The organism is Streptococcus chenjunshii (assembly GCF_003086355.1).
GTDB lineage: Bacteria > Bacillota > Bacilli > Lactobacillales > Streptococcaceae > Streptococcus > Streptococcus chenjunshii.
The window spans coordinates 2,092,398-2,106,087 of sequence record NZ_CP031733.1; the positions used below are offsets into that span (position 1 = coordinate 2,092,398).

Genomic DNA, 13,690 nt, shown 5'->3' on the forward strand with positions numbered 1-13,690 from the left:
CCAGATGAACGGCAAAGAAAGACAAAGCCTTTATTCGAAAACACAGATTATTGAAGCAGTTTTCACACTGCTAAAAGATAATCATTTTGATGAGATAACCGTCAATGAAATTCTTGATCTCTCACAAATATCAAGACGCACCTTTTACCGCTATTTTGCTAATAAAGAAGATATTTTGCAGGTATACTTGGATGGCTTGCTGCAGAGCTATTATCTTTTAAAAGATGATATTTTAGCTCAGTCTTCTTTTGAAGATATGCTGATGGTGACCTTGAACTTCTTTTGGGACAATCGGGAAAAGCTGCGGCTGCTTATCAGCAGTCAAAAATTCCATCTCCTGATTGAGAGGTACAATCAGGAAGCAGTTCCCCTTTACCGTTCTATCAATGCTCCCTGGCATGTTCAGCCATCACATTCCCAAGCAGATCTGCAGGATATCCTCCATTTTATCACAGGCGGTTATTTCAATATCATCAGCCATTGGCTTTTGGAAGAGCCCGCCAGACCGGCCGCAGAAATCGCCCGCAATCTTTCCCTGCTTTTCAGTAAAATTCAGCAAACTTTTGATTTACAGCCATAAAAACGTCTATCTTTAGACTGCAGAACATAAAAATAAGCACTATGCCAGCTTGCAGCGGGAAAATTCTGTACACAAAAAATCCTGAAATCGATGATTTCAGGATTTTTCACTTTTTTACAGCGCTTGCCAAAGCTGCTTATGCTTTGTTTTCTGAGCCAAAGACATCGATACGTTCTTCAACAGCACCTTGAACAGCTTTGATACCTGGTGCCAAGAATTTACGCGGGTCAAAAAGCTTCTTCTTATCGTATTCAGCTTCATTTGCATCGTAGTTGCGGGCAAATTCGCGAGTTGCATTTGAAAAGGCGATTTGACTTTCAGTGTTCACATTCACTTTAGCCACACCAAGTTTGATAGCAGCCTGAATTTGGTCATCAGGAATACCTGAACCGCCATGCAGAACGATTGGGAAACCTGGAACTGCTGCTGCTAATTTTTCAAGGTGGTCAAGTGCAAGACCTTCCCAGTTATCTGGGTATGGACCATGAATATTTCCAATACCGGCAGCCAAGAAGTCAATGCCTGTTTCAACCATTGCTTTAGCATCTTCAATCGGTGCCAGTTCACCCTTACCGATGATACCGTCTTCTTCACCGCCGATTGTTCCGACTTCGGCTTCAACTGACACACCTTTAGCATGTGCCAATTCAACAACTTCTTTTGTTTTAGCAAGGTTTTCTTCTACCGGCAGGTGTGAACCGTCAAACATAATTGAGGTATAGCCGACTTCGATACATTCAAGGGCATCTTCATAGTGACCGTGGTCAAGGTGAATAGCAACTGGTACAGTAATCCCCATTGATTCAACGAGGTTTTCAATAAGCTGTTTACAAAGCTTGTAGCCGCCCATATATTTGGCTGCACCCATGGAAGTTTGGATAAGAACCGGCGCTTGTTTGCTTTCTGCTGCACGCAAGATAGCCTGTGTCCATTCCAAGTTGTTTGTGTTAAATCCGCCAACTGCATAACCGTTGTCACGCGCTGCTTGGACAAATTTCTCTGCTGAAACGATTGCCATTGTAAGGCCTCCTATTTATTTTTTGGGTTAAACCCATTACGTGTTCATTTTATCACTTTTTTAGTAAAATAGCCAGCTAAATTTAAAAGACCCGTATATTTTCCAATCGCAGGCAGCCTTGTCCATACGGTTCCTCATCCCCCGCCTAGGTTACCACTGACAGTTAAACACAGCTTCCTATGGCGGTAAAAGCCAGACGGCCGAATTTTCCCAAGGTCTTTTGTCAAATGCCATACAGCTAATTTTCGGTAAAGAAAGCGAACCATTTTTTCATTATCAGCTGTACCAGCAAAATCAAATGAGAGCCTAAAAGAAACTGTTTGTCTCGGGAAATTCAGCGCTTTAGATCCTCTGACTGTCTTTCTTGAAGTTTTCGGTTAATATGGTGGACCCTGTTATAAAAAACAAAATAAACCACAATCCAAATGATTAAGTAGGTAGCAGCATATTTCCCCAAAAAACTCAAATCAAAAATATCCGAGGTGAGATTATTCAGGTAATTAAGAAGAGCTACCAGACCGCACACGCCTAAGAAGTGCAGAAACAGCTGCCAAGCAAAGTTGGGACGTTCCAACTCAAAAATCATACTTATCAAGCCGATCAAACCGCTGATCCAAACGACGTTGACAATCTGTGCAACCGTTTGATTCTCTGCGCCATTAAGTACTAATGTTGCGGAATAGCTCAGACCGCCAAGACCGACTCCGATTAAAAAATACAGGACAGCAGTTTTCCAAGTGTTTTTCATATCTCTTCCTCACAATCCTAAAGCATTTTCCAAATGACGCAGATAGCGGCGGCTGACATCGGCCTTACGCTTACCTGTTAAAATCGCCAGCATATTGCCGGAAAAGCTGGCCTCCAAGGCCTGCAGGTGATTGATGTTTATCAGACCATGCTTAGACACTTGAATAAAATCAGGATTATTAAGCCGCTCCTTAAATTTATAAAGTCTTTCCGTAATCATATAACGGCCCTTTAAAGTCTCTAAAATTAAGCTGTCAGCATCGACATCAACAACCACCAGCTCATCAACTTTCAGCATTTCCATCCGGTCCTTTGTTTTCAAAGGGATAATGGACGGTGCTTTTGCTTCATAACGGCTTAAATAAGTCAGCACGCCCTGAACTTCAGCCGTTAAGCTGCGGCTGCGCACAGTAATATCAATTTCATTCGGAGACAGATTGTAATCTTCTTCAAAACGGTAATCCATAGAAGTCTCCTTCTACTCTTTTATAATTTTTCTGTTTCAAAAGCGGTTGCTGCTAGGATAAATAAAGTATCACAGGATAGCAAAAGGATGTTTTTAGCTGTAAAACTTACTGTCTGCCGTACAGCCGCTTTCTTTATCAGTTTACCGTAAAAGTGTTTTTTTCACAAATTGAAAGAGACCTAATACCATAAAGCTGAGAAGAATAACTCCAACCATTGCAGCTATATTTTGATTCAGGCTTGTTAAGCGATCCCATTTAAGGCCAACCCCCAGATAGGCTTTAATAGTTCCGGCTGACTGTCCCCAATGGTAATCTGTCAGTAAGATTTGACGGCTGGCTGCAGCAGCATAGGCGGCTGGTGTTACCTTGATCAGCTGCTGAGCAAAATCTGGCAGAGTACCTATCGGCACGTAGACACCAACTAAGAAACCGGAAGCTGTTCCGATAATAACAGAAAAACGTTCGGCTGCTTCAGTCGACTGAAATAACTGTCCCAGCAGCAGACTCAGGCTGGCAGCCAAAATCGAGCTGATCAGCATAACTCCCAGTAGTTTTGCGGCCTGCAGCAGTTCTATAGTCAAACCATCCTGCCAGTAAAAATAAAGGACCATTATCGTAAACATCATAATCTGCATCAGCATCCCAATAAGAGCCGCACTGATAAAATAGCCTAAATTCAGCTTAAAGGCAGAGGTATCTGTCAGCAAAAAATCCGCAAACCTCTGGCTTTCTTTGTCCCGGATCATGCGAACAATACCAGTCCATGTTGTTGTGATACTGGTCACTGCCAGTGTTCCTGCCATCACCCACTTATCCAGAACAAGCTCCGCATCGGGCAGAGTCTTCCAATTATCCAGCATATTTTTCTGCAGAAAAATAAGGTACAATGCAAAGGCAATCCATGCTCCCATCAACGAGAAAAAAACGCTGCTTTTACTGCTGAAATAGAGGGCTAAATTTCTTTTGACTGTGACTATCATCAGCTAATCTCCCTTCCTGTAATAGCTACAAAGGCTTCATTGATTGTGCCTCGTTTGAAATCAAAATCATCAAGAACAGCTTTACAGCTTTCAAGGACTTCAAGTGCTTCCTGAGAAGTCAGGCCTTCTGCTGTATAACCAAAAGCAGTCTCGGTCATTGTATACGGTAAATCTGCAGCCAGCCGCTTCTCCTTCAAAAACAGACGCAGCTGGTTTTTAGCATACTGCTGGATTAAGTCAGAAGCTTTCCCCTGCGCAAGAATCTTCCCTTTATCAATGACATAAGTCACTTCTGCATTTTCGGCTTCCTCCAGATAATGTGTTGTCAGAAAGATTGTTAGACCCTGTTCTTGCTTTAAACGATAGAGCAATTCCCAAATCATCTGACGTGTCTGAACATCGAGGCCAGTTGTTGGTTCATCTAAAAAAAGCAAATCCGGCTTATTAAGCAGGGCCCGTGCGATGTCAACACGCCGGCGCTGGCCGCCGGAAAGCTTTCCGTATTTCTGACTGAGCAGCCCCTGCAGTCCGGTCAGCTTAAATAAATCCCGCAGCCAAACCTGATCAAGTCCCCGATAAAGTCCGGCTCTATGGTTCAAATTAGCCTCAACTGTCAACTCACTGTCCAGCACACTGTCCTGAAAAACAATCCCAATCTTGATGCCTGTAGCAGAAACAATACGTCCCGAAGTCGGTTTAGTTAATCCCGTCAGCATCTTAATCGTTGTCGATTTGCCCGCGCCATTAGTTCCTAAATAAGCCACTAAACTGCCTTTAGGAATCTGTACATTTAATTGACTGACAACAGTTTTATCTCCATATTGTTTGGTTATGTTTTGAGTTTCTATAAGCATATCTCTGTCCTCCACACCCTTATCCTAACAAAAAGGAAACCTGTGCGGAGGATTTTTTCGATAAGCGGCTAAAAAATGATGGTAAGCGGTAGACAGCTGATAACATCTTGGGAGTAAAATAAAAAGGGGGAGAAAATCTTACGATTTGAGATCCTCTCCCCTTTCTCACTTACCGGCAGCCACAGACACCTTAAAACGAAATTAAGAATTAGCCCTTAAACTTTGTTGGTATGATGTACAAGACGCAGTGGCCTACTAACTCTCTACTCACTGTTTCAAAGCTTTAAAATGTCTGCTAGGCTTTTCGGGATGAGATATCAAACCTTATGGTCTGGGAGCCTGTCCCGCTCCCTAGTCGTCCTAGCAGGTGTGTACCTGCGAAATCCTTAATTTTGCAGATAGCCCATCTCACACGGATTTCTTAACGGCCTTTGTATATCCCGATAAAATAAAAGAGACCGGGACCGGTCTCTTTTCAGATGTGAGCTCTTCACTTTCTAATCAGTAAATAAGCTAACTGTTATTTGCGGAAAGAGGGACTTGAACCCTCACGACCTAAAGCGGTCACAGGATCCTTAGTCCTGCGCGTCTGCCAATTCCGCCATTCCCGCTCAGCAACATAAATCATTATATCAGCTGCAGTTGCCATTGTCAACCCCCTAATTTTTTAAATCATTCCTCCATTATTCAAAAGTAAAAATGTCCCACTGGAATACTGGATGACTGAGAAAGATTAGGCTCGGCACAAAGGAACTGAAAAATGGCAAATGATTGAAGCTGTTTTAGAGCAATAATATAAAGACTGGCAGGCTAAGAAAGACTGGCTTCCTCACTGCAATTATAATCATTTTTCATTAACAGCAGCAGATTTTTTATGCTAACAGTAGCTGTTTTTTTAGAATATTGTCTTTTTCAAATAGAATTAAAATCAAACTACTAAAAACTTTGGGGGGTGCTTCCCTGCTTTACTGAGGTTAACTATTAATTTATTGACACTAGGTATCAAAGGCCTGATAGCCAAAAACTATCAATTAACTTTTTCATTAATAAGCTGGGTATCTTCTTCAGTGGCTGGCTGCCAACCTTTTTTGAGCAGGTCTTGACAATAAAGTCGGTTATAAATAAAAGAAAAAGCAACACCTACGACACCGCCACCAGTTTCAATATCTAAAGCTATAAAAATGGCGGCTACAACAAAAGTAACACCTAGCATAATCCCAAACCATTTCCAATCACGTCTAAATAAAGGAACAAAGGGGCCGAAAAAGAAAGTTGTCCAGCTTATTCCAATTGGAACCTTTTTCTCTTCATTTTCTTTGTTTTTTAATGTAACCTTCATTTAACTAAAAAAACTCCTTCAAATAATAATGGTAATATTATAACAAAATTGTGCTTTTTTGAAAAGAGTTCTGTTTATTTTAAAAAAGGATTATCATTCGAAAGCGATGATGCTCCACCGGTTATACTAGATGTATGAGAAAAATCGGAATCAGCACGAGGGATAAAAAATGGCAAATGATTGAAAATTTGCCTAGAATTTGGCATTTTTCTCCTCAGCATTTTCTCTAGGAAGACATACTGTCATGAATGTCCTCAATCGTCTTTTCCATGGCTTCACGGACAAATGCTTCATACTTATCGCGGTCGTCTTTGGGAATTTCATTGTTGTGTAGATTTTCACTACCTTTTCCATAAACAATAGTCTTCAGTTTCATCCTCTCATCAAATTCCAGCATAAGATCCTCATCTGCATTAATATCCATACGAGCAAACACGCCGCTCTTTGTCGGCACACTAATGACAACCGCAGGTTTCGTCTTAGTCGTTAAACTATCAATCCGATTATTCATCTTAAGGCCATAGTTATCAACGTCATAACCAGCTTGTCGAACTGCTTCCGCATAGCGGGTGGTGTTCATTAAACTGTTCAGCTGCTCATAGGTGTTGCCGTGCTCATAAGCTCTCTGAAAAGCGCCCGATTGATAGTGGAGATAACCCCAAAGCAGTCCTCCGGCTAAAAGAGGGAGAAGCATAAAAATGCTCAGAATAAGGTGTTTTTTTCGTTTACTTGACATTTTTCTTCTCTCCTCGTTCTAAATAATCATAGAAATCTTTTTTATGCTTTTCTTTTTCGTCATCGCTATACGGTGACGAAATATGGTTGCTTCCAATAGTTTCGTCTTCAATAATATCTTCCACAACATCTTCACCTGATTTCTTGCCCCAGCCAAAAATAATACCAGAATAATCGTAATTGTCATAAAATTCATTGACACGATTGATACTGTTATCAGAAATACCGGAATTATAGTCCGCACCAATCGTAAAAATATCATCTCTGTCGGCCTTATCTGCAGTTGCCCGTTTATAATAATTAATAGCATCTAAGTCAGAATTAAAATCTGAGTCGCTGTATCGCCCAGAATCCACATCACCTTTAAAAGAGATTTCCTCATGTTCTAAGCCTTCATTAACTATATGGGATAAGTTATGAACCGCATTATCTGTTGAAATAAAATCCCAGCTCTCCTCTGTAAAAGCGGCAATCTGAACCGCCTCGTGGGCAAAGTCCTTGGAAACCTCGGAATCTGTATGTTGTGTTACAATTCCCTTTTCAAGAGTCTCGATATCTCCGCTTGATAATCCATATTCTTTACATAGCTTATCCCGTTCCTCCTTTTCTTCTGTTCCGCAAATCGCTTTCCAGCGAGTGGAAACATAGCTGTCTGGTGCGAAGGAAGCAATCAGTCGGTTATATTCATACAAAACTTTCTTATTGCTCCAATTCTCCTTATCAGCTTTTTCTAGAATTCCTTCTTGCAGCTTATAAAGAGTTTCCGCAGTAGCTCTATCAAACCCATAGGTATTAACATAATCCATGACTAGGGTCCGTTTTTCCCACTTGGTATTGATGGCCTTTGTCCAGTTCAATGCTTTCTTACTCGGAATAGTAAAGCTGCCATTAAAAGCAGCAACGTCTGTCTGGAGCTGAGACAAACCCGTATTGATATTAGTCTCCAAGTCCGCAATATCATCAAAAAAACCTGATGAAGCCGCATCGTACTCCCTAAGCTTCCTCAGCTTTTCTTCCAGCTTCCCCTTCTCTGCCGTGTCGTCGTTTACAGCCGACTGCACAGAGGACTTGTTGGGATCATCTGCCTCCATCTTCCCCAATGTCGTATTATTGGCATCGATCGTAGATTGATAGGCACTGATCTGCGCCGTTAGCGTATCCTCATCCAGATCCTCACTGCCAACATCCGAGCGGTAACGGTCGGGCAGAAGCTGGGTATCCGTCTTAGCGGCATCAGCTAAGAGAATAAACCCTTTTGCCAGCGGAGTGACGACGGTACTGCCGTAGGTTTTGACATTGGTGTAAGCCTCGCCTTCTAAGCCATCCGCATTCGCTAGATTCTCTATAGCGCTGATGATACTGCTAAAGCCTGAAGTATAATTGTCAGCCAGACTGGCTACTGAAGAAGCTTGGCTGTCTGAACTGCCTAAGACCATTTTGACCATAAAATCATTGTCCTTTCATAAGATACAAAGGCCGTTTAAAAACGCAAAGAGAAAATAGGAGCCTGACCGCCGAGTCACTAAAGACTCAAGGGAGGACTGCCTTTTTCTCGCAGCGTTTAGGCCGTGTTCAATTCCACCAAGATACAACGGCTGTTTAAAAATCCGTATGAAAATGGCGCTGAGCCAAAAATCTCCGATTTCGCCTAAATAGCTTTATCACCGTTCTTTACCACTTCGTCACTACTTTGACATCACCCCAGTCATCAACTGAGAAACGGCTATCGTAAACTAAACACCAATCCCTAAGCACTGTATTTTTTAAAAAATTATTACCCAATTGTTCTATCTGTTCCAAACTGCTACCAGCTGCTTTAAGGTTAGATTGTATTATCTCTTTATTCGTCAATTCCTGATGATCAATGAATTCAGAAATTGATTGTACCAATGTCTTTTCTTTTAAAGAATAGAGATAATTCACATGTACATTTTCAGAATTAGATAACTTGAATACCATCAAAATAGAGACAGTCCCATTCTTTGCTTCCCCATCTGGAAAACGAAAGGAGAGGTTTAGTTTTTCTAATTGATCTGAAACAGCATCCGCCTGGTATTGTTCATTCGTCTCATTCATTGAATTTAGAGTAGTTGCCTCTTGGCCAGCAATATTCTCAGCCTTTCGCCAAGCAAATTTAGGATAAAAAAACCATTTAGTAGCACTGTAATATTCATTGTAATACATTTCTTCAAAAATATTTTCTTTTCTAGTACCCCAACTCATAGCAGTCACTACACCTCCTAAACATATCAGCAGTAAAGCAGCAAGAAGGAGAACCTTTTTTATTAAATAACCTTTTTGTTTACTCATTAAGATCTCCTTTACTTTGCTCTAAACTCTTAATAAAATTATAAGACTCTGGGTAATTCTCCTTAAGATAAGTCATACTTTCTTCTTCTGTTCTATCTTTTGTTCCCCAAACATCTGGAGCAATTTGATAAACTTTTTGAGGAACTAGACTTCTAAAAATTGTATCCTTAACTTCATCAAGGCTTTGATGATTCGTAAACTCATCCGCACGGTTAGTTTTACCTGATTCAAGTTCATGATAATAATCATTACTTGCTTCTAGATAGCTTTGGTTATTTTTCTTCATTCTTTCAACAATATTAACCGAATCCAAATCAGATTTATAGTCATCATTACCAATACTAGGAGTTTTCTCTGCATTTGTAGTTGTATCACCTTCCCAACCGGCTAAATCTTCTGCGTTATCCTTTCCACCTAATAAATGAGCCAAAGCAAAATCTGGCTTTAAGTGAGTGGCCATAGTCATTGATTGATGCGTAAAATCAGCATTATTACCAGGACCGGGAACTCCTTTTGAGGTTTCCTCATCATTCCCTTTAGCTCTAAAACTAGAATATTTTTCGTTCCAAAATTCTTGAAATTCTGTGTCTGTCATCGTTATGCCGTATGCTTCTTCTGCACTTTTTTTAAAATTTTTTCTTTGCTCAGAAGATAAATGCTCATAATCATCATAGGCACCAGAAGTGACTTCATGCTGAATACGAAGATTATAAACTAATTTCTTAGTTTCCTCATCTGTTAAACCTAATTCTTTATATGCATCTTCTACATCAGAAACGTTATTAAAATAATCACGAAAATTTCCTGCCGTGTTATGCCAAAGAAAATTATCATATTCTGTAGTAGTTTGCCCTAGCAGAAGCAATAGCAGGTAATCCTTCTCTTCCTGAGACATATCCGGAAATTTCTTATCAATCCCCTGCTTCACCTGAATAATCTGCTTGGCTGTCTCAATATCAAACCCATAGGTATTAACATAATTCATGACTAGGGTCCGTTTTTCCCACTTGGTATTGATGGCCTTTGTCCAGTTCAATGCTTTCTTACTCGGAATAGTAAAGCTGCCATTAAAAGCAGCGACGTCTGTCTGGAGCTGAGACAAACCCGTATTGATATTAGTCTCCAAGTCCGAAATATCATCAAAAAATCCTGATGAAGCCGCATCATACTCCCGAAGCTTCCTCAGCTTTTCTTCCAGCTTCCCCTTCTCTGCCGTGTCGTCGTTTACAGCCGACTGCACAGAGGACTTGTTGGGATCATCTGCCTCCATCTTCCCCAATGTCGTATTATTGGCATCGATCGTAGATTGATAGGCACTGATCTGCGCCGTTAGCGTATCCTCATCCAGATCCTCACTGCCAACATCCGAGCGGTAACGGTCGGGCAGAAGCTGGGTATCCGTCTTAGCGGCATCAGCTAAGAGAATAACCCCTTTTGCCAGCGGAGTGACGACGGTACTGCCGTAGGTTTTGACATTGGTGTAAGCCTCGCCTTCTAAGCCATCCGCATTCGCTAGATTCTCTATAGCGCTGATGATACTGTTAAAGCCTGAAGTATAATTATCAGCCAGACTGGCTACTGATGAGGCTTGGCTGTCTGAGCTGCCTAAGACCATTTTGACCATAAAATCATTGTCCTTTCATAAGATACAAAGGCTGTTTAAATAGCCGTATGAAAATGGCGGTAAGCCAAAAATCTCTGATTTCGCCTAAACAGCTTTAATATAGGTAGAATGATTTCCCTTAGTTTGATTGCCTACTCCTCATGGCTCCCTTTGTTTAACACCTCATCATACTGAATTTTTAAGTCCCCTAAATTCTCAAGCGAATACCTGCCGCTGCCTTTTTCAAACCAAAGCCCTAAGATATACTCTTCCAACACTTTCTGGCTGGTGGATTCAAGCCAGTCTACGTCTTTGCCATATATAGATAATTTTTCTAATAACTCTTCTCCCTTATAAATCGTCTCTTCCCCGGTTTGATCGGATAAATAAATTTTTTGAGTTATTGTAGTCTTGTCAGGGCTATAGCTATATACAATAACTAATTTAATACCTTCTTCAATTTCTTTATCATAGGTAAACGATAATACTGACTTAGACATAAAGGCATACATCAATTCACCACCATTAAGCAAATCACTGTCATAGTTCAGAGTAACAAAATCATCGTCCGCTTTAAAGTGTCTATCACTATTAACAACCGTACTTAGTGGGGTAAAAAGTGTTACTTTTGTTGACTGTGTTTCCGAATAAACCATCTCATCAAACGGATTCTTCAAATTCCTACGAACTGACCATCGGTAGCCAAGTAAGCCCACGACTATAACAATGGCAACTAAACTCACTAATAAAAATGCTTTCTTTTTCATCACTCCACCTATTCAAATTGGTTTTCTTCATCTTCCAAGCTCTTGATGAAGTTATATGAGCCTTCGTGATTATCTTTAAGATAAGCCATCTTTTCTTCTTCTGAAGCCGGTGCATAGATAATCGTTCCAGTTGTTGGGTCTACTCCAGCTACTTTCCCAGATAAACCATTAGGTATTAAACTGGAAAAAATAGTCGTTTTTACTTCCTTGACGTCTACATTTTGTTTGAATTCCGCCTCTCGGCTCGTCTTTCCTTTCTCCAAATCTTTATGATAGGCATTGAAAGCTTCCATATAGGATTGCCCGGATTCAGAATCCATACGATTCACAATATTGACAGCATCTAAATCCGCTAAATAGTCATCAATTGCGATACTTGGATCTCTTTCATTGGCATTTTTGGTGGTATCACCTTCCCAACCTGCCAAATCTTCCACTTGGTCATTAATCAGAGGATAATATGAAGGACGTAGATGAGTTGCCATAGTAATAGATTGATGAGTGAAGTCCGCTTTTTGATACATATTTTGAATCTCTTTCAGAACTTCATCAACAGTAATATCTATCCCTTTATCGTTCTGATACGAAGTTGATATTTCTTCGGCATACTGTCTAAGTTGTGATTCACTCATGGCATTTAAATCTCTATCATCACCGGATAATCCATGCTGCAGAGTCAAATTTTTATAAAGAGTCTTAGCTCCCTCATCACTTAAACCAAGCTCTGCCATAATTTCATCAAAAGTCATCTCCTCACGGTAGACACTATTACCACTAGCGTTTGACTTTTCTTTGTAAAAGTAATCCCCTAGAGACCCTGCTGTCATGTTCCACAGTAGTTCTTCTTTTGTCCCATTAACTGCTCCATAGGAAACACTTCCAAGCACTCGCAACAAAAGATAATCTCTTTCTTCCTGAGACATATCCGGAAATTTCTTATCAATCCCCTGCTTCACCTGAATAATCTGCTTGGCTGTCTCAATATCAAACCCATAGGTATTAACATAATTCATGACTAGGGTCCGTTTTTCCCACTTGGTATTGATGGCCTTTGTCCAGTTCAATGCTTTCTTACTCGGAATAGTAAAGCTGCCATTAAAAGCAGCGACGTCTGTCTGGAGCTGAGACAAACCCGTATTGATATTAGTCTCCAAGTCCGAAATATCATCAAAAAATCCTGATGAAGCCGCATCATACTCCCGAAGCTTCCTCAGCTTTTCTTCCAGCTTCCCCTTCTCTGCCGTGTCGTCGTTTACAGCCGACTGCACAGAGGACTTGTTGGGATCATCTGCCTCCATCTTCCCCAATGTCGTATTATTGGCATCGATCGTCGATTGATAGGCTCTGATCTGCGCCGTTAGCGTATCCTCATCCAGATCCTCACTGCCAACATCGAGCGGTAACGGTCGGGCAGAAGCTGGGTATCCGTCTTAGCCGCGTCAGCTAAGAGAATAAACCCTTTTGCCAGCGGAGTGACGACGGTACTGCCGTAGGTTTTGACATTGGTGTAAGCCTCGCCTTCTAAGCCATCCGCATTCGCTAGATTCTCTATAGCGCTGATGATACTGTTAAAGCCTGAAGTATAATTATCAGCCAGACTGGCTACTGATGAGGCTTGGCTGTCTGAGCTGCCTAAGACCATTTTGACCATAAAATCATTGTCCTTTCTTTTTCTTTAGCGATAAAGCTCACAACGTGGGATAAGCTTCTGAGAACTGCGCTTTTGCCTGAAGTATACAGTTGCTCAAAAGTATCGATAGGAAGGATCGGAGAAAATAAATGACTTTCTATCACTTAAAAGAAATTTAATCAATCGTTGACTCGCCGCTATTTCAATAAAACAGGTAGGAGAATGCTTTTATTGCTCCTAAATCAAACTTGATTATCTTTCTTTTCATCGGACTGGTTGTCAAGAAGATTGTAGTAGGTCTTTTTCACACTAGCCAACTCTTTTTCGTTGCTTTCTTTGGAATTTTGATACTCTTTTAGTCGTTTATCATTACGGTCTCTTATCAGCTGTCGTAAATGATTTTGTCTTTGCATGACAGTCGAAAGTTTCATAGACTCTTCATGTGAAAGCTGGTAATAGTCCAACTGCCGTAACTGAGATTGTGCTATCTCAAAATTTTCGTCAATACTCTCCTGCGTCTTTTTCAACTCTGCATACGCATCTTCCGTTTGTTCCAGATTATGTCTGAGTTTGAACATCCTTTCCTCAAGAACTTCTGGCTTTAACTTTTTTTCTTTCTGCTCTGACATGTTTCTCCTCTACTGTTAAGCCTGAATTTCA

General features: G+C 40.8%; 15 protein-coding genes and 1 tRNA gene. 1 reads left to right on the top strand and 15 read right to left on the bottom strand.

Annotated elements, in window-relative coordinates; translation table 11 throughout:
• Window positions 1–4 precede the first annotated feature (4 nt).
• Window positions 5–580, top strand: a complete 576-nt coding sequence (locus DDV21_RS10015; RefSeq protein WP_116879085.1) for a TetR/AcrR family transcriptional regulator — start codon at window positions 5–7, stop codon at window positions 578–580.
• Between the two features lie 136 nt (window positions 581–716).
• On the opposite strand, the gene DDV21_RS10020 is transcribed toward DDV21_RS10015, so the two are convergent.
• The 15 genes from DDV21_RS10020 to DDV21_RS10090 form a co-directional block, all read right to left on the bottom strand.
• A complete protein-coding gene (locus tag DDV21_RS10020; RefSeq protein ID WP_067063934.1) occupies window positions 717–1,598 on the bottom strand; it encodes a class II fructose-bisphosphate aldolase in 882 nt (293 codons plus the stop codon).
• 334 nt (window positions 1,599–1,932) lie between these two features.
• Window positions 1,933–2,346, bottom strand: coding sequence for a DUF3021 domain-containing protein (locus DDV21_RS10025; protein ID WP_116879086.1), 414 nt, complete (start codon window positions 2,344–2,346; stop codon window positions 1,933–1,935).
• A 9-nt stretch (window positions 2,347–2,355) separates the two neighbouring features.
• A complete protein-coding gene (locus DDV21_RS10030) occupies window positions 2,356–2,811 on the bottom strand; it encodes a LytTR family DNA-binding domain-containing protein (RefSeq protein WP_116879087.1) in 456 nt (151 codons plus the stop codon).
• Window positions 2,812–2,952: 141 nt separating this feature from the next.
• The gene (locus tag DDV21_RS10035; protein WP_116879088.1) at window positions 2,953–3,792 is read right to left on the bottom strand and encodes an ABC transporter permease; all 840 of its coding nucleotides are present in this window, start codon (window positions 3,790–3,792) and stop codon (window positions 2,953–2,955) included.
• Window positions 3,792–4,646 carry an ABC transporter ATP-binding protein gene (locus DDV21_RS10040; RefSeq protein WP_116879089.1) on the bottom strand — a complete coding sequence of 285 codons (855 nt, stop codon included), beginning with the start codon at window positions 4,644–4,646 and terminating at the stop codon, window positions 3,792–3,794. The genes DDV21_RS10035 and DDV21_RS10040 overlap by 1 nt, the downstream gene beginning before the upstream one ends.
• Window positions 4,647–5,171: 525 nt before the next feature.
• A tRNA-Leu gene (locus tag DDV21_RS10045) sits at window positions 5,172–5,257 on the bottom strand.
• Between the two features lie 416 nt (window positions 5,258–5,673).
• The gene (locus DDV21_RS10050; protein ID WP_116879090.1) at window positions 5,674–5,985 is read right to left on the bottom strand and encodes a DUF2628 domain-containing protein; all 312 of its coding nucleotides are present in this window, start codon (window positions 5,983–5,985) and stop codon (window positions 5,674–5,676) included.
• Window positions 5,986–6,211: 226 nt separating this feature from the next.
• Complete coding sequence (locus tag DDV21_RS10055; protein WP_116879091.1) at window positions 6,212–6,721, bottom strand: hypothetical protein; 510 nt, start codon at window positions 6,719–6,721, stop codon at window positions 6,212–6,214.
• Window positions 6,711–8,165, bottom strand: a complete 1,455-nt coding sequence (locus DDV21_RS10060; RefSeq protein ID WP_117287797.1) for a T7SS effector LXG polymorphic toxin — start codon at window positions 8,163–8,165, stop codon at window positions 6,711–6,713. The genes DDV21_RS10055 and DDV21_RS10060 overlap by 11 nt, the downstream gene beginning before the upstream one ends.
• Window positions 8,166–8,391: 226 nt before the next feature.
• Window positions 8,392–9,030, bottom strand: a complete 639-nt coding sequence (locus tag DDV21_RS10065) for a TipC family immunity protein (RefSeq protein WP_116879158.1) — start codon at window positions 9,028–9,030, stop codon at window positions 8,392–8,394.
• The gene (locus DDV21_RS10070; protein ID WP_117287798.1) at window positions 9,023–10,654 is read right to left on the bottom strand and encodes a T7SS effector LXG polymorphic toxin; all 1,632 of its coding nucleotides are present in this window, start codon (window positions 10,652–10,654) and stop codon (window positions 9,023–9,025) included. Before DDV21_RS10070 ends, DDV21_RS10065 begins: the two co-directional genes overlap by 8 nt.
• A gap of 131 nt (window positions 10,655–10,785) precedes the next feature.
• A complete protein-coding gene (locus DDV21_RS10075) occupies window positions 10,786–11,400 on the bottom strand; it encodes a TipC family immunity protein (protein WP_116879160.1) in 615 nt (204 codons plus the stop codon).
• 8 nt (window positions 11,401–11,408) lie between these two features.
• The gene (locus tag DDV21_RS10080) at window positions 11,409–12,698 is read right to left on the bottom strand and encodes a hypothetical protein (RefSeq protein ID WP_241964669.1); all 1,290 of its coding nucleotides are present in this window, start codon (window positions 12,696–12,698) and stop codon (window positions 11,409–11,411) included.
• Window positions 12,699–12,757: 59 nt separating this feature from the next.
• On the bottom strand, window positions 12,758–13,051 hold the full coding sequence (locus DDV21_RS10085) for an LXG domain-containing protein (protein ID WP_117287799.1): 294 nt from the start codon (window positions 13,049–13,051) through the stop codon (window positions 12,758–12,760).
• A 221-nt stretch (window positions 13,052–13,272) separates the two neighbouring features.
• The gene (locus DDV21_RS10090) at window positions 13,273–13,608 is read right to left on the bottom strand and encodes a hypothetical protein (protein ID WP_162886310.1); all 336 of its coding nucleotides are present in this window, start codon (window positions 13,606–13,608) and stop codon (window positions 13,273–13,275) included.
• Window positions 13,609–13,690 lie beyond the last annotated feature (82 nt).